Source organism: Rahnella inusitata (assembly GCF_018288855.1).
Taxonomy (GTDB): domain Bacteria; phylum Pseudomonadota; class Gammaproteobacteria; order Enterobacterales; family Enterobacteriaceae; genus Rahnella; species Rahnella inusitata.
In genome coordinates this window covers 668,590-694,101 of the sequence record NZ_CP065024.1, presented here as the reverse complement: position 1 = coordinate 694,101, position 25,512 = coordinate 668,590, and the positions used below count along the sequence as shown (strand labels likewise).

At 52.9% G+C, this 25,512-nt stretch carries 17 protein-coding genes; 12 read left to right on the top strand and 5 right to left on the bottom strand.

Going from position 1 to position 25,512, the window contains the following annotated elements:
• Window positions 1-16: 16 nt before the first annotated feature.
• Window positions 17-229, top strand: coding sequence for a FitA-like ribbon-helix-helix domain-containing protein (locus tag I2123_RS03130; RefSeq protein WP_213052460.1), 213 nt, complete (start codon window positions 17-19; stop codon window positions 227-229).
• Window positions 226-705 carry a PIN domain-containing protein gene (locus tag I2123_RS03125; RefSeq protein WP_213051801.1) on the top strand — a complete coding sequence of 160 codons (480 nt, stop codon included), beginning with the start codon at window positions 226-228 and terminating at the stop codon, window positions 703-705. The genes I2123_RS03130 and I2123_RS03125 overlap by 4 nt, the downstream gene beginning before the upstream one ends.
• Window positions 706-849: 144 nt before the next feature.
• Here I2123_RS03125 and envZ read toward each other — a convergent pair whose 3' ends face one another.
• A complete protein-coding gene (gene envZ, locus I2123_RS03120) occupies window positions 850-2,211 on the bottom strand; it encodes a two-component system sensor histidine kinase EnvZ (protein ID WP_112167553.1) in 1,362 nt (453 codons plus the stop codon).
• Window positions 2,208-2,927, bottom strand: coding sequence for an osmolarity response regulator transcription factor OmpR (ompR, locus tag I2123_RS03115; protein ID WP_009635740.1), 720 nt, complete (start codon window positions 2,925-2,927; stop codon window positions 2,208-2,210). The genes envZ and ompR overlap by 4 nt, the downstream gene beginning before the upstream one ends.
• Window positions 2,928-3,586: 659 nt before the next feature.
• On the opposite strand from ompR, the gene I2123_RS03110 reads away from it, so the two are divergent.
• From I2123_RS03110 to I2123_RS03095, 4 genes are all read left to right on the top strand, one after another.
• Window positions 3,587-4,135, top strand: a complete 549-nt coding sequence (locus tag I2123_RS03110; RefSeq protein ID WP_213051800.1) for a fimbrial protein — start codon at window positions 3,587-3,589, stop codon at window positions 4,133-4,135.
• A 78-nt stretch (window positions 4,136-4,213) separates the two neighbouring features.
• The gene (locus I2123_RS03105) at window positions 4,214-4,900 is read left to right on the top strand and encodes a fimbrial biogenesis chaperone (RefSeq protein WP_213051799.1); all 687 of its coding nucleotides are present in this window, start codon (window positions 4,214-4,216) and stop codon (window positions 4,898-4,900) included.
• Window positions 4,901-4,957: 57 nt separating this feature from the next.
• Window positions 4,958-7,495, top strand: coding sequence for a fimbria/pilus outer membrane usher protein (locus I2123_RS03100; protein ID WP_213051798.1), 2,538 nt, complete (start codon window positions 4,958-4,960; stop codon window positions 7,493-7,495).
• An 8-nt stretch (window positions 7,496-7,503) separates the two neighbouring features.
• The gene (locus I2123_RS03095; RefSeq protein WP_213051797.1) at window positions 7,504-8,607 is read left to right on the top strand and encodes a fimbrial protein; all 1,104 of its coding nucleotides are present in this window, start codon (window positions 7,504-7,506) and stop codon (window positions 8,605-8,607) included.
• A gap of 37 nt (window positions 8,608-8,644) precedes the next feature.
• On the opposite strand, the gene pbpC is transcribed toward I2123_RS03095, so the two are convergent.
• On the bottom strand, window positions 8,645-11,014 hold the full coding sequence (gene pbpC, locus I2123_RS03090; protein WP_244879876.1) for a penicillin-binding protein 1C: 2,370 nt from the start codon (window positions 11,012-11,014) through the stop codon (window positions 8,645-8,647).
• Window positions 11,015-11,089: 75 nt separating this feature from the next.
• Window positions 11,090-17,095 (bottom strand): alpha-2-macroglobulin family protein, encoded by a 6,006-nt coding sequence (locus I2123_RS03085; RefSeq protein ID WP_213051796.1) that lies wholly within the window; start codon window positions 17,093-17,095, stop codon window positions 11,090-11,092.
• A gap of 273 nt (window positions 17,096-17,368) precedes the next feature.
• On the opposite strand from I2123_RS03085, the gene greB reads away from it, so the two are divergent.
• The 6 genes from greB to I2123_RS03055 all read left to right on the top strand — a co-directional run bounded on the left by greB (window position 17,369) and on the right by I2123_RS03055 (window position 24,558).
• Window positions 17,369-17,842: a transcription elongation factor GreB gene (gene greB, locus I2123_RS03080; RefSeq protein ID WP_120078239.1), complete on the top strand. Its 474-nt coding sequence runs from the start codon at window positions 17,369-17,371 to the stop codon at window positions 17,840-17,842.
• A gap of 122 nt (window positions 17,843-17,964) precedes the next feature.
• Entirely contained in the window at window positions 17,965-20,298 is a 2,334-nt protein-coding gene (locus I2123_RS03075; RefSeq protein WP_213051795.1) for a Tex family protein, read from the top strand.
• Between the two features lie 413 nt (window positions 20,299-20,711).
• Window positions 20,712-20,936, top strand: coding sequence for a ferrous iron transporter A (gene feoA, locus I2123_RS03070; RefSeq protein ID WP_112167544.1), 225 nt, complete (start codon window positions 20,712-20,714; stop codon window positions 20,934-20,936).
• Window positions 20,937-21,000: 64 nt separating this feature from the next.
• Window positions 21,001-23,319 carry a Fe(2+) transporter permease subunit FeoB gene (gene feoB / locus I2123_RS03065; RefSeq protein WP_213051794.1) on the top strand — a complete coding sequence of 773 codons (2,319 nt, stop codon included), beginning with the start codon at window positions 21,001-21,003 and terminating at the stop codon, window positions 23,317-23,319.
• A gap of 8 nt (window positions 23,320-23,327) precedes the next feature.
• A complete protein-coding gene (locus I2123_RS03060) occupies window positions 23,328-23,567 on the top strand; it encodes a FeoC-like transcriptional regulator (RefSeq protein ID WP_112167542.1) in 240 nt (79 codons plus the stop codon).
• Window positions 23,568-23,637: 70 nt separating this feature from the next.
• On the top strand, window positions 23,638-24,558 hold the full coding sequence (locus tag I2123_RS03055) for a LysR family transcriptional regulator (protein WP_112167541.1): 921 nt from the start codon (window positions 23,638-23,640) through the stop codon (window positions 24,556-24,558).
• 5 nt (window positions 24,559-24,563) lie between these two features.
• On the opposite strand, the gene mdcH is transcribed toward I2123_RS03055, so the two are convergent.
• Window positions 24,564-25,499 carry a malonate decarboxylase subunit epsilon gene (gene mdcH, locus I2123_RS03050; RefSeq protein WP_213051793.1) on the bottom strand — a complete coding sequence of 312 codons (936 nt, stop codon included), beginning with the start codon at window positions 25,497-25,499 and terminating at the stop codon, window positions 24,564-24,566.
• Between the last annotated feature and the right edge of the window lie 13 nt (window positions 25,500-25,512).

Sequence of the window (25,512 nt, the reverse complement as noted above, 5' to 3'; positions counted from 1 at the left end):
TTCACAGGAGCTGATTATGGCCACCATTACGGTTCGCAATCTGGATGACGAGATTAAAGATCTGCTGCGCATCGCCGCCGCTAAAAAAGGGCATTCGATGGAAGAAGAGGCGCGTTTAATTCTGAAACAGGCGTTAACCAGCACCCCGGCCAATTTCGGCCTCGGCAGCCAGCTTCGCCAGCGTTTCTCCACGCTGGGCCTCAATCCTCTGGAACTTCCGCCAAAATGATCATCCTCAATACGTCCATCATCCTTGAGATGATCAATCCCAAACCGCATAAAACCGTTCTGCATTGGCTCGACGCGCAGGATGCCAGCCAGCTGTATCTTACCAGCCTCGGCGTCGCCGAACTTTTCGCCTGGGTCGACGGCCTGCCAGATGAACAGCCCAGGACTCCGCTCAAGGAAGCCTTACTGGAGATGCTGAATCACGATTTCGCAGGACGCCTGCTGCCCTTCGACGCCGCCAGCGCCCTGCACTATCCGCGCGTGATGGCCTTATCAAAGCAGGCAGGCGTGACGATGAAAGAGCGCGATACGCAGCTTGCCGCGATATGCCTGAACCATCAGGCGTCGCTGGTGACAGATAACGCCGGGGTCTTTGCGCACACGGGTGTGATCGTAGTGAATCCATGGGATGTGGTGGAGGCGCCGAGGTGGCGCGAGGAAGCCGCGGAATATTATGTTATGAGTCGGAAGACTTAACGTTTGTTGCAGAAAGCCGCTGCAATGGCGGCCTTAAAGCAGACGGGGAAGCGTCGGTTTCACACTTGCAGTGATCGCTGCGAGTGTGAAACCGAAATATTCCCGATGCAGAATCTGTCAGGGATTATTAAGGCCCCCTTTAATTCACACCGGTTTCTGCTGTACCGCCACCGCCTTGAGCATTTCTACCGGTAACGGTAAATAAGCTCTTATCCTTAACCCACCCCGGTCACTTTTCCCGATATCCAAGGTCCCCGAGTGCGCATCGATAATACGCTGGACGATAGCCAGTCCAAGTCCAGTGCCGCTGGTGGTTCGGGCACTTTCACCGCGCACAAACGGCTGGAAAAGATGCTTGAGTTGATCCGGTGCAATACCCGGGCCATCGTCTTCGACCTGGAACCACGCACGCTGGAGTTCGCGCCCGCTGCTGACTTTTATCCAGCCGTCGCCGTAGCGGGCGGCATTCACCACCATATTCACCACAGCACGCTTTATGGACAGCGGGTGCGCATTCACCAGCAATTCACCCTCCGCCAGACCGGAATCAATTTCACGCTCATAGCCGCTTTCCGTCGCAATCACTTCACCCAAAATACCGTTAAGATCGGTGATTTCGGTAGGCATCTCCTGACCAGTGCGCAGATAATCGATAAACTGCTCGATGATGGCATTGCACTCTTCGATGTCTTTATTAATTGACTCCGCAAGATATCCATCGCCGTCGCTCATCATTTCTGTGGCTAAACGGATACGCGTCAGCGGGGTGCGTAAATCATGGCTTACGCCCGCCATCAGTAAGGTACGGTCATCGGCCAGCAGTTTTACACCGGCTGCCATCTGGTTGAAGGCTCGCGTTACCGAACGGACTTCAGACGCACCGTATTCACGCAGCGGAGGAGGGATAATCCCTTTACCCACCTGCAACGCAGCGTGCTCAAGTTCCACAAGGGGTCGATTTTGAATGCGTATAAACAGCCATGCGCCGCCGATCGCCAGCAACATAATCGCGAGCGTATAGCGGAACAGCGGGGAAAAATCACCCTGATGGATTTCAGTAAGAGGAACGCGCACCCAGATGTCAGGCGAGAGCCAGGTTTTTAGCCATACCACCGGCGTGTTTTTGTTTACTTCCACACGGACGTCGGTCGGTCCACCGAGCTGCTGGGCCATCTGCTGACTCAGGAATTCGTAGTGCTGCGCCCAGCGCAGACCACTCTCCTCAGCCGCAGAGTTGGTATAAAGCGAGATGCCCAGTTCGCGATAAATCTCGCGACGAAATGCCGGGGGAACTGCCAACAACGTGCCATCTTCCAGCTGCAAACGATCGGTCATTAGCATACGTACTTCGTATGCCAGCACCTTATTAAACTGTTGCAGGCTAGGTAAGATGGCGAAGTTCAGCACCACCAGATAGGTCGTCACCAGGCTGACGAACAGCAAGGTGACGATTAATAACAGTGTTCGGGCAAACGAGCTACGCGGTGAAAAGCGTATTCGTCTCATGCCTTACTGCCGTCCGGGACGAACACATAGCCCAGACCCCATACGGTCTGGATATAACGCGGATGCGCCGGATCTTCTTCTACCATGCGGCGCAGACGGGAAATCTGCACGTCGATAGAACGCTCCATCGCACTGTATTCACGGCCACGCGCCAGATTCATCAGCTTGTCACGGGACAACGGTTCACGCGGATGGCTCACCAGCGCTTTCAGGACGGCGAACTCACCGCTGGTCAGCGGCATAGGCTCGTCTTCACGGAACATTTCGCGGGTACCGAGGTTGAGTTTGAACTTACCGAACGAAATCACCGCTTCTTCCTGAGAAGGTGCGCCCGGCAACTCGTTGGCCTGACGGCGCAAAACGGCACGTATACGCGCCAGCAGTTCACGCGGGTTGAATGGTTTAGGAATGTAGTCGTCGGCGCCAATTTCCAGACCGACGATACGGTCAACTTCTTCACCTTTCGCCGTCACCATAATAATCGGCATCGGATTGCTCTGGCTGCGCAGACGGCGGCAGATAGACAAACCGTCTTCGCCCGGCAACATCAAATCCAGCACCATCAGATGGAAGGATTCACGGGTCAGCAGGCGATCCATCTGCTCGGCATTCGCGACGCTGCGTACCTGGAAGCCCTGCTCTGTCAGATAACGTTCTAAAAGTGCGCGCAGACGCATGTCGTCATCGACAACCAGAATCTTGTGATTTTCTTGCATGTAACTCTCCCAAAGGCGTGAATGCCTGAAGCTTCTATTGTTAGAAATATGAGCCAAAACAGACAGCGTTTAATGGTATATATTCTAGTCGAAATTGTAACAATGAATACGGATTTCCTAATTTATCAACAATATCAGAGGAATCTCCCACCATCTACGGTTGGTTTGTTACGGTTTGTCGCGATGCCTGAAGGAAGCGAGTTACCCATCCCCCCGGACGTAACCGCTCGAAAATCATCCATTACATTTCAATAGTTCCTAATAAAAGAACTTTCAGAAATACGATTAATTTAAAATAAACGAATAAATTTAACACTTCGCTGCAGTAGCTTATTTTTAAGGCACCCCCTTACCTTAACCATTAAGTTAAAATGTTTAATAAAAGGAAACCCATCCTATAATAACTCTCTCTTGTTAAATTATTTAATCAAACCGAAACGATCAGCCGGATGAATTAATAAGAGCTCAACGATCAGATAAATGAATATAATCGCGCTAATCTTATTAGCCTTCTGTGATAATGATCTACACCCTCTATTCAATGCCTAAAATAGTTGATAGAATCCGCATTTGCAGGCATTTAATTAGTATCGCTAATATATTAATCAAGTGTATCTGTGACTAAGCTCTTAATTTTTTATTTCAGAATGGATGCGAAAATGAAAACGACATACAAGCTCATTGTAAGTGGGTTACTGCTGGCATTAGCCGGGAATAGCTATGCGATAGATGGGACGATAAAATTCACTGGTGAAATACTTAAAACTACGTGCGTTATTAACAATGGTAGTGACGTGAAAGTTGAATTAGGGCATTACGCTGCGGCTCAATTTACCAAAGCTGGTGAAACTTCGCCTCAACTTGTTCCTGTCATTCTTCCTCTGACCAATTGCCCGGTTACGGATACCATCCCTCAACTTCGCGTCTGGTTAGAAGCTGAACCGGTTGATGCCAGTCATCCGAATTTAATTCAGGTCGGTGAGGGGGTTGTTTCTGAAGATATTGCTACTGGCGTAGGGATCGAAATCATTGACTCTGCGACAGGATCAATAATGCCTCTAAATAAGTTGTCAGATATCAGCTACCCCATCACAGGTTCCAGCATGAATATTAACTGGAAAGCGTATTATCGGTCTTACGTCGCACCCGATGATATCCACGAAGGTGCGGCAGATGCCAGTGTGAATGTGACTCTCGATTACCGGTAAAATGTACTCTCTCACCAGTTCAGAGAACATTGAACTGGTGAGGCTAAATTATACCTCCTTACTGGATGTAATAAGTTCATGCGCAATATAATCAGCCTTTTAGTTAAAATTTCGCTAATTTTTATTTTTTCCATTCAGCTAAGTTATGGTGGCGGGATACTGGTTGGCCGCACAAGGCTTATCTACAATGCGGAAAAAAGAGAAGTTGCATTACCTCTTAGTAATCTTTCAGATAGTAAACCCTTTTTGATACAATCATGGGTGGAAGGCAGTGATGGTAAAACTCGAGGGCCATTTGTCGTAACACCACCACTCTTTCGCCTTAATGCACAAGAAGAAAATAGCCTTCGAATTACTTATACAGGGGGCGAATTACCCACTAATAAGGAATCGATATTTTATATTAATGTTAGAGCTATTCCATCAACGCCTAAGAATGATGTCAATGAGTTGAAACTCGTCGTTAAAACTCGAATTAAGCTATTTTACCGCCCAGAAGGAATAGAAGGCCGGGCTTCTGACGCTTACAAAACCCTAACATTTTCCAGGAAAGATGGACAGTTATACATAGCCAACCCCTCTTCTTATTACGTTGTATTTAGCTATCTTATGCTAGGCAATACCTTATTAAAAGATGTCGATATGATTGCGCCTGGCGATCAGATTACCGTGACTTTGCCTGCTAATAATACCGCTAACAGTATTGAATGGAGAGCGATTAATGATTACGGCGGTGATTCTGCCCCGATTAAGGGCACTCTATAATTTAGTTAAAATATTAACTACATAGCAGGAATACATTTGGGCGTCAGGGAAAAGACAATGGATTATTACGCGCCAGTGAAACAAGCCAAGAAACGCTTAACTCTACCTCAGCATTTGCAACACCATCTTTTTATCATATCTCTGACCTGTTCCGTCCCCGCATTGAGCTTAACTCTTAATTCGGCGCTAGCAGAGGAAGTTTATTTTGATCCGAAATTGCTTGAGAATCATGGCCAATCAACGGATAAAGTTGATCTTTCTGTTTTTTCTTTAAGTGATAAAGCACAAGTTCCCGGTCTCTATGAAACAACAATTTATGTTAACCGGCATGAAGTGCTGGAACAGAAAATCCGTTATGACCAGTTGCCAGATGGTTCGCTGATTGCACAAATCACGCCTGATTTATTACGAGCGTTGAACGTGAAGGTTGATGCTTTCCCTTCTTTGATCAGCCAAGAACATAATGTTCCTCTTCGTAAACTGAGTGATTATATTCCTGCCGCCGATGCCAAGTTTGATTTTAACCGCATGCGTCTGGATATCAGCATCCCTCAGGCGGCCATGGATCAGAAAGCCAACGGCTACGTAGATCCCAAAAAGTGGGACGATGGTGTGCCAGTCTTATTCTCCAACTACGCATTTTCTGGCTCTCAGCGTAGAAACAAAAATGGTAGCGATGACTCCAGCCAGTATCTGAATATGCAAAATGGGTTAAATTTGGGCCCATGGCGTTTACGTAATTACAGCACTTACAACAGCGGAGATAACGAGCACCGTTGGGATACTATTTCTACTTATGCACAGCGCGACATTAAAATCCTCAAATCCCAGATTCTGATCGGTGAAAGCTCGACACCCGGCGATCTTTTTCCAAGCCTGCAATTTACCGGCATTCAACTCGCTTCAGATGACAATATGTTGCCCGACAGTCAGCGGGGGTTTGCACCCACGATCCGCGGCATCGCCAATTCCAATGCAGAAGTCACCATCCGGCAGGATGGCTACATTATTTATCAAAGCTACGTCGCTCCGGGTGCATTCGAAATTAATGACCTTTATCCTTCCTCTTTTAGCGGTGAACTGGAAGTAACAGTAAGAGAAGCCGATGGGACGGAACGAAAGTTTAATCAACCCTTCTCCGCTGTTCCTGTCATGCAGCGTCCTGGTCGTTTCAAATATAGCGGCACACTTGGCCACTATCGCTCAAATGAAAGTGGAGATAAAGAACCTGACTTTGTTCAGGGAACCACGATATATGGCATCTCCAATGAGATTACCGCCTATACAGGCATCCTGCTTTCGTCTGACTATATTTCAGGACTGGCAGGAATGGGGTTCAGTCTGCTCGATCTCGGTTCCGTTTCTGTCGATGGGACTCAGGCTCAAACCACGTTAGATAACAATCAAAGTAGCAGCGGCCAGTCTTACCGTATCCAATACTCTAAAAATATCGAAACGACGGATACCAACTTTTCAGTTGCAAGTTACCGTTATTCCACCAACGGTTTTTACGATTTTGATGAGGCTAATCAATCCCAGGATGACTCAGGGCAAGAGAATCATAAGAGAAGTAAATATCAAATCAGTATTAATCAGGCACTCTGGGAGGGCGCTAGCCTTTATACATCGGCTTATCAGCAGGATTACTGGCGCAATAGCAATAAAGAGAAAAATATCACTTTCGGGATGAATACCAGTTTTTACGGCGTAAGTTATAACCTTTCATATTCCTTCAGCCAGGTTAAAGATGAGGAAAATGACCAGCAAATCGCCATGAACATTCGCGTTCCTTTAAGTCGTTGGCTGCCACAAAGTTGGGCTACCTATAACGTCACTCATCAAAAAGGTGACAGTACACGCCAGCAACTAGGCATCAGCGGTAGTGCTCTGGATGATTATCGGCTTAGCTACTCCGCCCAGCAAAGTCATACAGATCATGGGGGCACGCACAACACTAATTTAAATGCTACCTATCGCTCAACATACGGCACGCTTAATACGGGATACTATTACGACAATACGTCTCAACAAATTAACTACGGTATCGCTGGGGGGGTCATTGCGCATTCCCACGGGGTCACGCTTTCCCAACCGTTAGGGGATTCTTTTGCACTGATAGACACTAATGGTGCCAGCGGCGCCAGAGTGCAAAATATTCCTGGTTTGAAAACAGACTGGCGTGGATATGCCGTCGTGCCCTATCTTACGCCCTACTCTGAAAATCGTATTGATATTGATACCACAACCCTTCCTAGAGACGTCGATGTTACAAAATCCTCCGAGATGGTCATTCCTAACAAAGGAGCCATGGTGGTGGCACATTTCGATGCTCGCCTTGGTGTTCGTACCCTGATTAAGTTGCTTCAACCCAATGGTAATCCGGTGCCTTTTGGCGCTATTGCTGTCAGTGAAGATCAAACACTAGAAAATATCGTCGATGAGGAAGGGATTCTTTACTTGTCGGGAGTTAAAACTAATGAACCTGTGAGTATACATGTCAAATGGGGTGTTGCAGCGAATCAGCAATGTAGAGTGACCGTGAATATCTCGCCTGCTGCGGTCTCAGTACAATCTATTACTGCCTCTTGTATTTAGGAAAAAAAATGGAATGTAAAATAAAGTTTAAAATACTTTCAAGGGCAGCGCTCTTACTCGCTTTACCTTGCCTGTACACTCCGAAAATATTCGCAGCCAACTCCGTTAGCTGTGAACCTCTTAATAGCGGAGCAACTTCTTATGAAAACTCATTACTTCATGATTTAAAAAGTGAAGAAAATAAAAAGGCATTCTCCTTTGAGGATGGCTTAAATGGTGGCCAACAAGGCTATCAGATATCATGTAATTGTTCAGATGATGATGCAACAAGTTCCAGCGGAGTACAGGTTATTTACAGTCTGCAAACCTCTTTATCCACGGGACATGCACTAAATTATTATAAAGTTAATGAACATCTGGATGTTATGACGCAAATTATCATCCCTAACAATAGTTATGTTACTGTTCCAACAGTCAATGCAGTGATTGATAAAACCCTCCATCGTGATAAAAATAACAACGGTGTTTGCAGACAACAAGCTACGCACGATACGCTGGCAACAGGTTCTCAAGGTAGAATGACCTTTTATGTCACTACGCCTTTTGTGGGGGAAATAAATATCCCACGCACGGAAATTGCCCGCATCTATGCTTCTGCCGCAACGTCTTCAGATAAAAATCCTTATTTAGGCAATCCCGTAGCTATTCTATATCTCAGTGGCACACTGACGGCTCCACAAAACTGTGAGATAAATCAGGGAGAAGTGATTTCCGTAAATTTAGGCTCTATTCAGGCCAGTAGATTTATAACAAAAAATTCCCCGCCGGATAATTTTAAACAAACCAACTTCGATATTAGATATAATTGTACGAAAAATGGCTTGCCGGTGATCCCCGTAGGTAATAAGTTATCCATGATTCTTGATGGGCAGGATGTGCAGGACCAATATTATCTTGTTGCCCGCCGTCGATCTTCAGATAATAAAGCTGATATCGGAATTATTGTGGAAGAGGCTGGAACTTTTATACCTTTTACTAAGGGTGTACTGGCAATGAATCAAAATGGTTTGGGAAAAATCTCCCTGACAGCTATCCCAATAAACCTCGTTGGCGGTGAACTCGATACCGGCGAATTCGAGGCAACTGCCACACTTAAAGTGGATATCCGATAGCCCATTTCAGGCAGCAAAACTGCTGCCTGACTTCCCGCTAATTCACAATCTCAATACTGATTAACCGGCTGTCCGCCCTTCCGCGATCGTCCACTGCGCGGATGCGGTACTGCCCGTTGTTGATGGGTCGCCAGTCGATGGCCGATTTACTGACGGAGCTGCCGAGGTAGATATCATCGACAAACCAGTACACCGTTTTGCTGTCGGCATCGGTAACCGCGTTGAAGGCGATGCGGTCACGCCCCTGCTGGGATTGTCGTAGCGTATAAGTGGTATTTTTCAGCGGCGAGGTAATCCGCGGTGGATTGCCCCCGACATCAACGCCGTTATCTTTGCATCTGTTCACCGGCGGTTTCCGCTTCGGTAGTCCGGCCTGCGCGAACACGTTCGCCAAATCCGATGGCCAGAACTCGAACACTTCGACGCGGGTTTCGTCTTGATCAAAAGGCGGGCACGCCACGTCGCCAGTCAGTTTATCCAGCCGCACCGGGCGATACACAGTGTCGACTTTGATGGGCGACTTGCCGGGAATGAACCAGGTTTTACCTTTTTGCTGACACCACGGCGTTGGCAAATCACCGCTGGCGAGGCAAATATCCACACGTTTTAGCTGTTTCGGGAACGGGCGTTTGGGTTCCTGCAAATCCGGATAGCTGGCACTGATGCTGTCAATAATGTTGAAGAACAGCGGCGCGGCGGCCTCAGCACCGACAAACACGTTATTGCCCTTGCTGTTGAAATTCCCTTCCCACACCACCAGCACGTAGGGGCCGAAAATTCCGACGCTCCACGCATCGCGAAAACCCCATGACGTCCCGGTTTTCCAATAGACCGGCAGCGAAGACGGCTGTTGCGCCAACGTATCGCCGGGGCGGCGGTGCTGACGCAACATGTCCAGCGTCATAAAGCTGGCTTCTTCGCTCAGCAACCTGACCGGCGTAGTCGGACGGGGATCGATTTGCTGCATACGCAATGGTTGCAATACGCCACGATTAGCCAGCAGCGCGTACAATTTTCCCAGCTCCTGCATCGTCACTTCGCCACCGCCCAGTACCAGCGACAAGCCATAGTGATTCTCACTGGACATATTGGCGACGCCGGACAGCCGCAGGAACTGATAGAACGATGGCTGGCGAAGCTGCGACGCAACGTACACCGCCGGAATGTTGCGGCTGAAATTGAGGGCATCGGTTGCGGTCACCGGCCCGAGAAAGCGCCGGTCGAAGTTTTCAGGCGCGTAAGCGCCAAACGCCGATGGCACATCTTTCAGGATGGTCATCGGGTGCAACACGCCTTGCTCCATTCCGAGTGCGTAGATGAATGGCTTGAGCGCAGAACCTGGTGAGCGTTTGGCGTTGGTGCCGTTGACCTGCCCCTGAATACTGCGATTGTAATAATCCGCCGATCCCATCAGCGCACGCACGCCCATATCCCTTGTATCGACCAGTAACACCGCGGCGTTTCGGATCCCGCGACTTTGATTGCGGGTAATAAACGCGTTCACCTGCCGTTCGACCAGCCGCTGCAAACCGGCGTCCAGCGTGGTATCGACGCGGTTATTCGTCTGGATTAATTGCTGATTTTGCTGGCGCAGTTGCTCGATAAAGTGCGGCGCGATATACGGCATCCGCTCGGGCTGACGCAGCGCCAGCGGCAGTTTAAACAGTGAAAGCTGGCTGCTATCGGTGGTGTACTGCGCCTGCCAGCGGACGAACAGCCGGTTACGCGCCTGCGTCAGCGCCGTGCCGAGCACGCCGGTTTTAGCATCAATACGAAAGCTCGGCGATTGTGGCAGCACCGCCAGCGTCAGCGCTTCCGGCAGCGTGAGGTCTTTCGGCACTTTGTCGAAATAGATCAGGCTGGCCGCGCCGATGCTCTCGATATTGCGACCGTACGGCGCGTAGTTCAGATAGGCTTCGAGAATGTCGTGTTTTGAATAACTCAGTTCCAGCTGCACCGCGCGCAAAACCTGCATGATTTTGCCCGACGGCGTGCGGGTATTGAGATGCCAGTGCATACGCGCCAACTGCATGGTGATGGTGGATCCGCCCTGCATTTTTCCGCCCGCGACGTAGCTGCGCCAGAAACCGCGCATCAGGCTGAACGGATTGAAACCAGGATTAACGTAAAACCAGCGGTCTTCGTGCAGCAGCAAACCGTTGACCGCCAGTGGAGAAACCTGCTCCAGCGGCGTCCATAAACGGTAGCGATCGTCGTTGGCCAGCGTGATACGCATCAGCGTGCCCTGGCGGTCATAATAGACTGAAGAGAAAGGTTGCCCCTGCGAAAGCGGCGGATGCGGCCACAAACGGCAGGCCAGCACAATCAGCGCCAGTAAAAAGACACCCATGGCAATGTTTTGCAGCTGGCGTTTCGCTGTTTTGAAAAATGCGGGAAAGGTCATCATCTGGCTACTCTGGAAAAGTTGCGCCCCGCGATCAATGGCGGGGCGCAGTCTTCAGTGAGTGTGTTGCACCCGCTGTTATTTATTGTCAGCCGCAGGCACGACAACCAGTTTTTTATCACTGACGGACAATGCCTGAACTTCGCGGTCGTACATCGCCTCGCCATACGCTGGCGGGATCACAAAGCTACCGGTGTTGGTGGCTTTGATCTGATACACAAACTCCTGCACATCGGTACTGGCGCTGCCGTAAATGACCACGCGATCTTCGCGAATATCGCTGTAGTCCGGTGCCCACGTCGATCCCGATGCGGCCAGCGGCGACTGCCAGGACGCCGACGCATCGGCCTCACTGCTTTCATCATTGCTGTCAGCTTCCGGTTCCGGTGGCGTCTGTTGTACCACTTCAAATCCGCCCGGCAGCAAATCGACAATCGCCAGATTGCTCTGCCCTTCTTTCGAATTGGCGCGGATTTTCAGATGCACATTGATCTTCTGCCCCAGCGTCACCTGCGTGACCGGATTGCCTTTTTCGTCGGTGTAATCACGGGTAATTTCCAGACCGCGCGAGATGGCTTTTTTCGGTGCCGCCAGATCGTAACCGGCCTGCGTGACCACATACCAGGCGGGCGCATCGTTACCGTTTTCCACCCGAATTGCTTGGGCATCGGCGGTAAAATTGGCTTTGGCAAACAGCCCCTGAACGCTGGAAATCAGCTGCGGTTCAACATTTTTGGTTTTGCTGATCTGCGTGATTTTCAGCGCATCCGGTGCCGTCGCTTGCGCCGCGACCTGGGCGGAATAACTCTCCAGCGCCAGAATACTCATCGCGGAGGAATACGTGGTGTAACGCTCTTCTTTCAGCGATTTGACCATATTTTCCAGCACCTGCGGCGGAATAGCCGACACTTTTTCCGGGAAATGACGGGTGATCAGATACAGCCGCGTCGCGTCCTGCACCAGCGGGTCAAAGTAACTTTGCGTCCACCAGCCTTTGTCGTACGCCTTGCTCAGCTGTTTCCACGTCGGCTGTAACAATGTATTGGCTTCATCATCCATTTTCAGCATGCGGTAAGACGAGGCGAGATACAGCGCGCTGAGATCGGTTTTCCACGTGTCCGGGTAGCGTTGTTGCAGCGTATCCTGCACCGAAGCCAGCGAACTGGTGGTGATTTCACCCTGACGCGTCAGCAAATACACCGCCCACGCGCGCAGTCGCAGATTGTACAAATCGTCATTCTGATTCGCCGCCAGCACGCGCAGTGCCGCGTTGGCTTCCTCCAGCATGCCGGCCGGTAACGCCACGCCCGCAGCTTTGGCTTCCAGCAGATATTGCACCACGTAAGGCGTAACGAACGGATCGGTTTCTGGCGACGAACGCCACAAGCCAATTGCGCCGCTGTCGTTCTGACGCGAGCGCAGGATAGCCAGCATGTCTTTCAGCTTTTTGCTGGTCTCGGCCTGACTCAGATTACCTTTCATTTCCGGATGCAGGCCTTCGAGGATCATCGGAATCGAACGGCTGACAATCTGCTCCGAACAGTAGTACGGATAATCCGCCAGATACTGCGACAGCCCGCTGGTCAGCACCAGTGGCGAATTCGACACCGCCGCCTTGCGCACCCCATAGGCATCAAACATCTGACGCAGATTATCGACGTTCTGGCTGCTGCCGCTCATGCGGCCCATGACGGACTGCGTACGGAACGGCATAGCCGGACGCACCGACGTACTGATGGTGCGACGGCTGGTTTTATCGGCATAGGTCGCTTCAAACACCAGCGGCGCATCGCCCGGAACGGCGTTGGCACGCAGACGGAAGTTAATCACGCCCTCGCGTTTTTCCGCCAGCGACAGGCTCTGATCCGCTTTGCCGACCACTTCCAGCTGCGGCGGTACGTTAAGATGCACGGCGATCGCTACGCTCTTGCCGTTCAGCCCGTCAAGGTTATTGCTTACGCCCACGCTGACGTCAAACTCATCACCCGGCGCCACCATCGATGGCACGTTTGGCGTCATGATGAAGTTGTCACGCACGGTGGCAGAAGTCTGCGCTTTACCGATTTTGTCCGGCGTGACGGAGATTGCCATTACGCGGATTTTGCCGTTGAAGTAATCCGGCACCTGATAATCGAACTGCTTCTGGCCGTTAACTTCAGTGATGCCAGACCAATAAGCCACCGGCTTGTCACGTTTGCGTTTGAACGGATTGACGTTCAGATCCAGCCCTTCGCCGCCGTCACCGCCCGGTGCTGCCGCAAGCTGCATCAGTTTGCTGAACTCCGGCAGGATAAGGTCGAGGATTTGCGAGCTTTCCACGCCCAGCTCGCGCTTGCGGAAGAAGTACTCCAGGGGATCTTTCAGGCGATAACGCGCCACCTGCAAAATGCCTTCATCCACGGCAAACAACGCCACCTGCTGCGGGCCGTCGGTGGTGACCGTCATCGCCAGGTTTTCACCCGGTTTGATCACGTCCGGCGCATGGATTTCCAGAGAGTTTTGACGCGCCTTAGTGCTGATTTTGAAAGGCATTACGCCATAACTCAGCGGGCTCATGAAGATTTCATCGGAGTTCACATCACGTACGAACTGCACGTTGATGTAGCCGTTGCCTTCCATGCCCGCCGGTACGCGGATTTTCTGTACGGAACTGGTGGTATCGGTGTGGAACCACTGCCAGCTGTAGACTTTGTCTTTCTCGATGGTGATGAGACCGCTGCCGGTATATGGCGCGTTGATTGACACTTCGATTTCATCGCCCGGCAGATATTCGCCCTGATTGAGTTTCAGCTTCAGCTCGGCATTTCTGTCCAGCGAACGGCTGAGGTTGGCATTACCGGCGACGGTATAACCGATGCGGTTTAGAACGTTGCCCTGCGCATCTTCAACCACCAGCACGAAATCACCCGGCTTGTCGGTTGCCAGTGTCAGGTCATTGCCCTGCGCGGTCAGCGAGAGCGGCTGCTCTGAAAGCTGAACTTCTTTCATTTTCGACTGGTATTTGTAAACGCCGGAATCCTGTTTGGTCAGTACAGAAATGTATTTCTGTTCGATCAGCGCCACTTTCAGCGCAGGCAGGGCGATTTGTTTAAGCGTCGGGTCAACGGCAATCACGTTCAGATGACGCACCGCTCCGTGATTGATGTAACCCAGATCGCCGTCCGGTTTCACACCGACCAGATAATCATACGGCGACACCAGTACCCGCGCAGTAGCCGACACGGAGCGTCCGCCACCGGCCACAAAGGCTTCCGACAGCAGTTGCAGCTGATAGGTCGCATCGGCGTACGATTTCAGATCCAGCGGGATCGTTGCAGCACCTTTCTCATCGGTAGTGCGGTCTTCCAATTCCGTTTCGAAACCGTCGCTGTTCTGGCGATTCTCGTAGAACGCGTAGTCCGGGAACTGATCGAAGCTCGGATACATCGGGCGCAGCGTCAGTTTCGAGGTCACGCGACGATCCTGCGCAGGCGTACCGAACAGATTCTGCACGTCGATATTGGCTTGTAATTCAGAAGGTTTGACCCAGCCCTGCTTACGTTCCGGCATCAGCTGGAGTTTAACTTTTAACTGGTCCGGCTCGAATTCCTTGACGTTCACCGAGGTGTGACCGAGGAACGTAGAAGATTCATTGTCTTTGCCGATGAGATACAGATAAACGTTCCATTCACCGGTAGGCGAATTCTCGTCGGTGGTGTAGCTCAGTTCGTTGAAACCACTGGCACCGAGCGTCAGCGGAATGGTGCTCATCAGCTTGTCGCGCGGATCGTGAATTTCTGCACGTACCGGCACGCCCGCCAGACCATTGCTCCACTCGGCGGCTCGGGTGATAAGACCGATATTGAACGTATCGCCCGGACGGTAAACGCCGCGATCGGAGAACAGATAACTGCTCAGCGTGCGCGGGTCATTCGGCGTGATTTCGCCGTCAACGTCAAAACGTGAGAAATCGAGGCCGCGATCGTTATCGCGATCGGCTGGCAGGAAGGAAACATCGCCCTCTTTTTCCACCAGGAACATGACCGGCTGGCGCTCGCTGGTATAAACATCCAGCGCAGGGAAGCGCACGTGGCCGTCGGCACCGGTGTTTTGGGAAAGCAGAGTGACACCGTTTTTCGCAATCACCGACACTTTGGCGTTACTGACAGGCGTACCGCTGTGAATCGACTGCACAAACACATCGCGGGTTTTATCCTGCGAACGCTTGGCAATAATTCCCAAATCGGTGACCACCACAAAGCGCGAATCCCCGACCGGCGCTTCGTCTCCGCTCTGGTCTTCTTCCTGATACTGATTACCATCGTCATCGGTAGCCGGTTTTTCTTCTTTCTTCTTCGGATCCCATTCTGACAGCGTCAGCAGGAACACGCCGCGATGCGAAGCCGGATCGGTCGAAAGATAGCGGGAAAGATCGACGCCCTGATAATTCACCTCACCCGGCTTATCGTTATTGACCGCCGTCTGATATTTAAAGTGCTCGGTGAAATACTCGTCATTCAGGCGGTTAAATTCTGCCGATGAGTACTGACGGCTTTTGAAGGAAACAATGTGCTGCAACTGGCTCGGGATGACGCGTTTGATGTCCAGACGCATGCCCGGCACGTTACGCGCCGCGACGCTGATTTGTTTATCACCGTTAACAGACAGCAGCGAACCCTGCGACATAAACTGCAGCGATTTCGGATAATCCGGCACCTGCACGATGCGGTAGACTTTTTCCGGCATTTTGTAGCCGCCGGACGAGGTCAGCACGTTGTCGATTTCCACCAGCATGGAACGGTGCGCGGGCGCATCGAAGCGGAAACTGAACTGCGGCTGATAATCGCTTTCGGCCTCATTAAGCTGATTGTTTAACGGCGTGGACTGTGCGAGCACGTTGTTTTCAACGCTCTGCACATCCCAGCTGGCGTAATCATCCGGCCCGGTCGCAGATTCTGAATCATTGGGATCATGCTGCGGCAGCAGCCAGACTTTCACCGCGCGGCGGATATCTTTGTCTTTCACCGCATCGCTGAAGCCGACGATCAGCGCACGCTGACCTTTCGAACCTTCGGCATCAACGACCTGCGCGCTGGCTTCGTTGACGGTCAGGCTGTAAAGCGTCGGTACTGAAACCCAGCCGTTACGCGCCTGTGTGGTGGCATTGGACGCTACCGAGGCTTTCACGCCCTCGCCTATCGTCACATGCACTGCACCGCCGTGATCGAGGGATTTCAGCGGTTCGGAATGCACCCAGGCGTTGAGTTTTTTCTGGTCGTAGACCACGGAGTAATTCAGCTTAGACTCGGTTTTAGCTTTGCCTTCGGTCAGGCCGAGAGAAACCTGTTTCTCAAAGCTGGCAACGTCCACCGGCGCATTGAATTTGACGTTAAAAATTGCGCTGCGTTTCTGTGGATCCTGCGGGTCCTGATAATATTCGGTCTCGCCCAGCTGATAATCAAACGCAGGCGCGGTGAATTCATATTTCGTCACCGCCAGCTTAATCTGCGGCGCGAGCAGCACGTCAGGGGTGAAATTGACTTCATATTTGGTGCCCATCGGCAGCGGATTTTTCGGCACGAAAGCTAACGTATAGCCGCTCAGCCATTTCCATTCGCCTTCGGCGGCAGGTTTCAGGGAAATCCCTTTTTCCACCACTTTGCCGACGTCAGTCAGCGGCGCAGCAGAATTTTTAAAGTAAAACGTCACTTGCTGCGGTGCCGGCTTTTGCGCGGCGTAGTTCACCGCTTCCGGGCCGCTGACCCGTACGCTGGTTTCCTGATACACCATCGGTGCCGGTTCGATCGGCTGCGGACGGTTTAACCACCAGTGATAGCCATAAACGCCCGCCCCCGCGACGCACAGTAAAACCAGAATCGTCAGGCTGATGGCTTTCGGGTGTTTATCTACCCCGCCTTCCATACGCGCAAAACCGCGTTTCAGTCCGCCGGACATTGCCGTCCACCAGACCGGCGCACGCCAGTCGATATTGCCGACAACAGGTTTAATGACGCGACCGAGCAGCCCGAAAATAAAGGCCAATGCGCGGAAGACGCCTTTTATCAATGTAAAAGGCAAACGAAGTAAAAATTTGAGTAAATCCATTTGTAGCTGTACCCCTAATCCCTGTGACCCGTAACCAGAAGTGATTTTTTAGTAAAACTTTTATGTATTCAGAATATTGCGAAATTTCTTAAATGTTAACAAAACCGTAATAGCGCGGCGAAGGATAATAATTATTCGACTAAAAAGCCATCAGATAAAGCGTAGCATCCCGTTGGATTTTTCGGCCAATTTCTGCGCTGTCAGCCATGCGATTGTGTGAAACAATGGCTGCAGGAATTTTGGAATACACACGTGTGGAAGGCGACAGGTAGCATGAAGACCAAACTCATTACCCGCGAAGGCTACGACAAACTCAAAACTGAACTGGATTTCCTGTGGCGCGAAGAACGTCCGGAAGTCACCAAAAAGGTCACCTGGGCCGCCAGTCTGGGCGATCGCAGCGAAAATGCCGATTACCAGTACAACAAAAAGCGCCTGCGTGAGATCGACCGTCGCGTGCGCTATCTGACCAAATGTCTGGAGCAGCTGCGTATCGTCGATTACTCGCCGCAGCAGGACGGCAAAGTGTTCTTCGGCGCGTGGGTGGAAGTGGAAAACGACGATGGCGACATCAAACGTTTTCGCATTGTCGGCTACGATGAAATCTTTGGCCGCCGCGACTATATTTCTATCGACTCCCCGATGGCGCGTGCGCTGCTGAAAAAGGAAGTCGGTGACAGTCTGGTGGTCACCACGCCGGTCGGTGACGCGACCTGGTACGTCAATGACATCGAATACGTCAAATGATCAGCTAACTCTCAAAACGTGAGGCACATCGTCCTGACGGCTGGCATTTTCAGCCTTCAAACCGTATAACTGTGCCCCTGCTTTTTACGTCACTCACTAACGAAAAAACTGATACCAGACTTATGAATGATCAACTGAGCCGCATTATCGCAAGTGAATTGCAGGTTCGCCCGGAGCAGGTTGCTTCCGTGGTGCGTCTGCTGGATGAAGGTAATACCGTGCCGTTTATTGCGCGGTATCGTAAGGAAGTCACCGGTGGGTTGGATGATACCCAGCTGCGTCAGTTGGACACCCGTCTGGGTTATCTGCGTGAGCTGGAAGACCGCCGCCAGACCATCCTCAAATCCATCGAGGAACAGGGCAAACTGAGCGACGATCTGGCTAAAGCGATCAACACTACGTTGAGCAAAACCGAGCTGGAAGACCTTTATCTGCCGTTCAAACCGAAGCGCCGCACGCGCGGGCAAATCGCTATCGAAGCCGGACTGGAACCGCTGGCAGAATTACTGTGGAACGATCCGCATAACGAGCCTGACGCAACGGCTGCAAAATTTGTCGATGCCGATAAAGGCGTCGCCGACACGAAAGCCGCGCTGGACGGCGCGCGCTACATCCTGATGGAACGTTTCGCCGAAGATGCTTCGCTGCTGGCGAAAGTCCGCGACTACCTGTGGAAAAATGCACATCTGACTTCGCGCCTGGTCGAAGGCAAAGCGCAGGAAGGCGCGAAATTCAGCGACTATTTCGATCATCACGAACCGATCGCCAAAGTCCCGTCGCACCGTGCGCTGGCGATGTTCCGTGGCCGCAACGAAGGCGTCTTACAGCTGGCGCTGAATGCCGATCCACAGCACGACGAACCGCCAAAAGAGAGCTACGCCGAACAACTGATCATCGATCATCTTGGCCTGCGCCTCAATAACGCACCGGCTGATGTCTGGCGCCGTGCGGTGGTTAACTGGACCTGGCGCATCAAAGTGCTGCTGCACCTCGAAACCGAGCTGATGAGCACCGTGCGTGAACGCGCCGAAGACGAGGCGATTAACGTTTTCGCCCGCAACATGCACGATCTGCTGATGGCCGCCCCGGCCGGTATGCGCGCCACGATGGGTCTCGATCCGGGTCTGCGTACCGGTGTGAAAGTCGCGGTTGTGGATAACACCGGCAAACTGGTGGGTATCGATACTGTTTATCCACATACCGGTCAGGCTACAAAAGCCGCACAACAGGTCGCGGCGCTGTGCATTAAACATAACGTCGAACTGGTGGCGATCGGCAACGGGACGGCTTCCCGCGAAACCGAACGCTTCTTCATCGAGCTGCAAAAACAGTTCCCGGCGGTGAAAGCGCAGAAAGTTATCGTCAGCGAAGCCGGGGCATCGGTCTATTCCGCCTCCGAACTGGCGGCGCTGGAATTCCCGGATCTCGACGTGTCCATTCGCGGTGCGGTATCTATCGCCCGTCGTTTGCAGGATCCGCTGGCCGAACTGGTGAAAATCGATCCGAAATCCATCGGTGTCGGCCAGTATCAGCACGACGTCAGCCAGTCACAGCTGGCGAAAAAGCTCGATACCGTGGTGGAAGACTGCGTAAACGCCGTGGGTGTGGATCTCAACACCGCGTCCGTGCCGCTGCTGACCCGCGTGGCCGGTCTGACCCGCATGATGGCGCAGAATATCGTCAACTGGCGCGATGAGAACGGTCAGTTCCGCAACCGTGAACAGCTGCTGAAAGTCAGCCGTCTGGGGCCGAAAGCCTTCGAGCAGTGCGCGGGCTTCCTGCGTATCAACCATGGTGACAACCCGCTCGACGCCTCTACGGTTCACCCGGAAACCTATCCGGTGGTGGAGCGCATTCTGGCGGCGACACAGCTGGCCCTAAAAGATCTGATGGGCGATTCGAACGCGTTGCGCGGCCTGAAAGCCAGTGAATTCACCGACGCCAAGTTTGGTATGCCGACCGTTACCGACATCATCAAAGAGCTGGAAAAACCGGGGCACGATCCGCGCCCTGAGTTTAAAACTGCAACCTTTGCCGATGGCGTGGAAACCATGAATGACCTGATGCCAGGCATGATCCTTGAAGGTTCGGTCACCAACGTGACTAACTTCGGCGCATTTGTGGACATCGGCGTTCATCAGGACGGGCTGGTGCACATTTCGTCTCTGGCAAACAAATTCGTCGAAGATCCGCATACTGTGGTGAAAGCCGGCGATATCGTTAAAGTCAAAGTGATGGAAGTCGATCTGCAACGCAAACGTATCGCGCTGACCATGCGTCTGGATGAGCAACCGGGCGAAGCGCCGGGGCGTCGTTCTTCCGCGCCAGCCGCAGGTGACAATCGCGATGGGCAGAAACGTCCGACGCAAAACAAGCCAGCGGGTCGCAATGCGGCTCCGGCGGGGAATAATGCAATGGCGGATGCACTGGCCGCCGCAATGGGTAAAAAACGTTAACTTTTACGTTTTAAGCCATTAAACGAAAGCCGCTGAATTTTAGCGGCTTTTTTTATGTACTTTTTTTCGACACTTTTTAAAGTCTCTCCTAATGAATCAATCACTGCGGTAAATCAATAAATCAGAGATTGCACAGGCATAGGATAGCGACGCGGTAGGGACATCCGTGAAGAGGCACGCCTCTTTTCTTTTTGTCTCGCCATGCGTAGTAATTATGATAACTATTTTCGTTTGTACTACTTTGCGTATTCAGTACGCCGTCAGCAATACGCTGGCATTTGCACACCAGGGACAATTTCTGAGCAGTTTTTTTTGCAACATAATTCGCACTTAAGTGGAATAACCGGGCACGGAAGCGCGGCGTAGCTTTGGCAACGCGGCCCCCACAAACCCGATCGCTTCGCGAGGAACTCATGCAACTTCAGTCACAACGTGCTTACAAAATCACCGGCTTTTCTCATGAAATCAGCCCGGCGTACCGCCAGAAACTGCTGTCACTGGGCATGCTGCCTGGGTCGTTCTTCAACATTATCCGCGTCGCACCGATGGGCGATCCGGTGCAAATCGAGACACGCCGCACCAGTCTGGTTGTGCGCAGAAAAGATCTCGATCTGCTCAAGCTCGAAATACTGGCCTGACTTTTTGCGCGGGTCACACTGATCCCCTGCGCGTTTCTCCTTTCTCACACGTAGATCTGAACGTATGAAAGCACTGACCATTGGCCTGATTGGTAATCCCAACTCAGGTAAAACCACCCTTTTTAATCAGCTGACCGGTTCACGCCAGCGCGTGGGTAACTGGGCGGGCGTGACTGTCGAACGCAAAGAAGGCCAGTTCGCCACCGAAGATCACAAAATCACGCTGGTGGATTTACCGGGCACTTACTCCCTGACCACCATCTCCGAACAAACCTCGCTCGACGAACAGATTGCCTGCCACTACATTCTCAGCGGCGATGCCGACCTGATGATTAACGTTGTGGATGCCTCCAACCTTGAGCGCAATCTTTACCTGACACTGCAACTGCTCGAGCTCGGCATTCCGTGCATCGTCGCGCTGAACATGCTCGACATCGCCAAAATCCAGAACATCAATATCGATATCCCGGCGCTGTCTGCGCGTCTGGGCTGCCCGGTGATCGCACTGGTATCTACCCGCGCCTCCGGCATTAAAGAACTGAAAACGGCCATCGACTCGTTGCCACCGGCCACGACGCTTGCGCGCGTGACCTACCCTCCGCTGCTGCAACAGGAAGTGGACGTGCTGGCCGCCGCCATGCCGTCAGAGATGGCGCTGCAACAACGCCGCTGGCTGGCTTTGCAAATTCTTGAAGGCGATATCTACAGCCAGACCCACGCCGGTAACGCGCAACAGCTGCTGCCGGAAGTGAAAGCGCGGCTGGCAGCACAGGAGCTGGACGATCCGGCGCTGCTGATCGCCGATGCGCGCTATCAGTCCATTGCCCAGCTGAGTGCTGAAATCAGCAACTCGCACCTCACCGCGCCGAATAAACTGACGCAGGTGCTGGACCGCGTGATCCTCAACCGTTTCCTCGGCGTACCGATTTTCCTGCTGGTGATGTACCTGATGTTCGTTCTGGCGATCAACATCGGCGGTGCGCTGCAACCGATTTTCGATATTGGTTCCGCGGCGATTTTCATTCAGGGCATGCAGTGGATTGGTTTTACCCTGCACTTCCCGCAATGGCTGACCATTTTCCTCGCGCAGGGCGTGGGCGGCGGGATCAACACCGTTCTGCCGCTGGTGCCGCAAATCGGCATGATGTATCTGTTCCTCTCCTTCCTTGAAGATTCCGGTTACATGGCGCGCGCCGCGTTCGTGATGGACAGGCTGATGCAGGCGCTTGGCCTGCCCGGCAAATCCTTCGTGCCGCTCATTGTCGGGTTCGGCTGTAACGTTCCGTCGATTATGGGTGCGCGTACGCTGGACGCCCCGCGCGAACGCCTGATCACCGTCATGATGGCGCCGTTTATGTCCTGCGGCGCACGTCTGGCTATCTTCGCCGTTTTCTCCGCAGCGTTCTTCGGGCAGGACGGCGCCTCCATCGTCTTCTCACTGTATTTGTTGGGCATTGTGGTCGCCATCCTCACCGGCCTGCTGCTCAAATACACCATCATGCGCGGCGAAGCGTCACCGTTCGTGATGGAACTGCCGGTGTATCACGTTCCGCATCTGAAAAGCCTGCTGTTGCAAACCTGGCAGCGTCTGAAAGGTTTCGTGCTGCGCGCCGGTAAAGTCATCGTCATCGCCAGTATTTTCATCGGCGCACTGAACAGCTTCTCGTTCAGCGGCAACGCGGTGAATAACATCAATGATTCGGCGCTGGCCTCGGTCAGTAAAGTGCTGACGCCGGTGCTCGCGCCGATGGGTGTGCACAGTGACAACTGGCAGGCAACCGTCGGTCTGGTGACCGGTGCGATGGCGAAAGAAGTGGTGGTCGGTACGCTGAACACCCTTTACACCGCCGAACACATCACCAATGAAGAATTTGATGCGGCGAATTTTAACCTGGTGGATGAACTGGGCGGCGCGGTGAAAGAGACCTGGCAGGGGCTGAAAGACACATTCAGCATCAGTGTGCTGTCTAACCCGATCGAAGCCAGTAAAGGCGACGGCGAAATGGGCGTCAGCTCGATGGGCGTCATGAGCAACAAATTTGGCTCAGCGATTTCGGCCTACAGCTATCTGATCTTCGTGCTGCTCTACGTACCTTGCGTGTCCGTGATGGGGGCGATTGCCCGTGAAACCAGCCGCAGCTGGATGACCTTCTCGATCTTCTGGGGGCTGAACGTCGCCTATTCTCTGGCAACGTTGTTCTATCAGGCAGCCACCTTCCGCGATCATCCGGGACACAGTATGACCATCATTCTAATCGTGCTGGCCTTTAACGCGTTGGTGCTTATCGCCCTGCGCAACGCCCGCAGCCGCGTTAGCCTGCATCTGCAACCGCGTAAAGCGGCGGCCTGCTGTGAACCCGCGACCGGCAGCGATTGCCACTAGGAGATATGATGGCCACTCTGATTGAGGTACGCGACAGTCTCGCACTGGCTGGCCGGGCGGATGCCCGCCAGCTTAGTCTGCAACTCAATACCCCGCAGCCACTGGTGCAGGCGATGCTTGAAAGGCTGGTCGCCATGCGCAAAGCCGAAGCCATCGACGCCGACGACAGCTGCCTCTCCGGCGGCTGCAAAAGCTGCGCCGAAGGCAAAAAATGCCTGACGGTCAGCTATCAGCTCATCCCGCATTGATTCCAATCCTTTCTCAATAGCCGCACTGCGGCTATTATCCTCAGGCCGCAACTGCGCCGCAGGAACCCGTATGATCGACAGTGAAATCACTTTCCGCAAACTCGAAATTTTCCTCGCCTACATGGAAAAGCAGAACATCAGCCGCGCCGCCGAACAGCTCGGACTGAGCAGCGTCAGCGTGCATCGTGCGCTACATTCTCTGGAAGAAGGGTTGCGCTGTCCGCTGTTCATCCACAAAGGCCGCAACCTGTTACCACTGCCCGCCGCCGAAGCGTTGCTGGAACACGCCACGCAGGTCATCGAACAGATGGAACACGGCATTCAGGCCACCCAGCGCGCCGCCGGATTTGGCGACAAAAGCCTGAAGCTCGGCACGCTGTATTCCCTGACGCTGGAAACCATTCCGCGCCTCATCATGGGGCTGAAACTGCGCCGTCCGGAACTTGAGCTGGAACTGGTGATGGGCTCGAACAATGATTTGCTGCACAAGCTGGAAGACGGCCAGCTCGATGCCATCCTGATTTCCACCAGCGACTCCAGTATCGACGCCCAACGTTACGATCAGCTGCCGCTTTTTCAGGATGATATTTTCCTCGCCGCGCCTGCCAGTTCAGAAATGGCAACCGAGGGCACGGCGGATTTGCGGGATTTCAAACAGGAAAAATTCGTCTCACTGGCCGAAGGATTCGCGACTTACCACGGGTTTCAGGAAGCATTTCAGATTGCCGGATTTGAGCCGGATATTGTGACGCGGGTAAATGACATTTTCTCAATGCTGAGTCTGGTGCAGGCGGGCGTCGGCTATACGCTGATCCCTGGCCGGATGAAGGGAGTGTATGAAAATACGGTACGTTTACTGCCGCTGGCCGAAGCCTATCAGATGCGTCAGACCATCGCGCTGGTGTTCCCGCACAGCCGCGAGCACGACCCGAACCTGCTCGCCCTCGCAGCCGAAAGCCGGATGTATGCGCTGGCGAGCCGCAAGCGCTGACCCTTTTACCGCTCATTTTCCCGTAACCGCGCTGCGAGACGTCCCGCCACCTGCATCCCGGACTGGCATAACGACAGCGCTTCGCCCTGTTCCATCGCGCGTCGGGTGAGCCCGCTAAGCACCGCGCCGGGGGGCATTTCGAGTGCCAGGCGCACGTCGCGCTCATACGCCGCAACCATCGCGTCACGCCAGTTCACGGTACGTGCCATATTCATTGCCAAATCGTCGGCGATTTTCTCCGGCTGCCAGTAAACGCGCCCGGTGGTGCCACTAAGATAACCACAGGTCGGGCGGGAAATCGTCACATCTTTGAACGCTTCAACCAGTTTTGCGGCGGGTTCATCGAGCAACGCACAATGCGACGGCACGCTGACCGCCAGCCGGTGGGTTTTCTGCGCGCCCTGCGCTTTGGCAAGCGCCATCACTTCCTGCATCGCGGCGTCACTGCCAGCGATCACCAGCTGATCTTCGGCATTGATATTGGCCAGATAGACCGGTGATCCCGCCGTGTTGACCTGCGCCACTAATGCTTCGACTTGATTCTGACGCAGGCCGGTGATCGCCGAGAGGCCAAACCCCTGCGGATACGCCTGCTGCATCAGTTCGCCGCGCAACGCGACCAGTTTCACTGCCTGTGAGAAGTCCAGCGCACCGGCGATCACCGCAGCGGGAAACGCACCAATCGACAGGCCGCTGCAAAAATCAGGCTCGATGCCTTCGGCCTGACATTGTTTTGCCCAGATAACACCGGCGGTCAGCAAGCAGAGCTGAACCGCGCGGGTATCGCGCAATGCGTCGGCGGTGTCGAGGAGCAGAACGTCTTCGCCGAGCGCGCGGCTGGCCTGTTCAATAAGGGAGTGCGTCAGGGCATTGTCCGGTAAACGGTGCAGCATCTGCGGTACCTGCGGCCCCTGACCGGGGAAAGTAAAGAGGATTTTCATCGTGCTCCTTGGT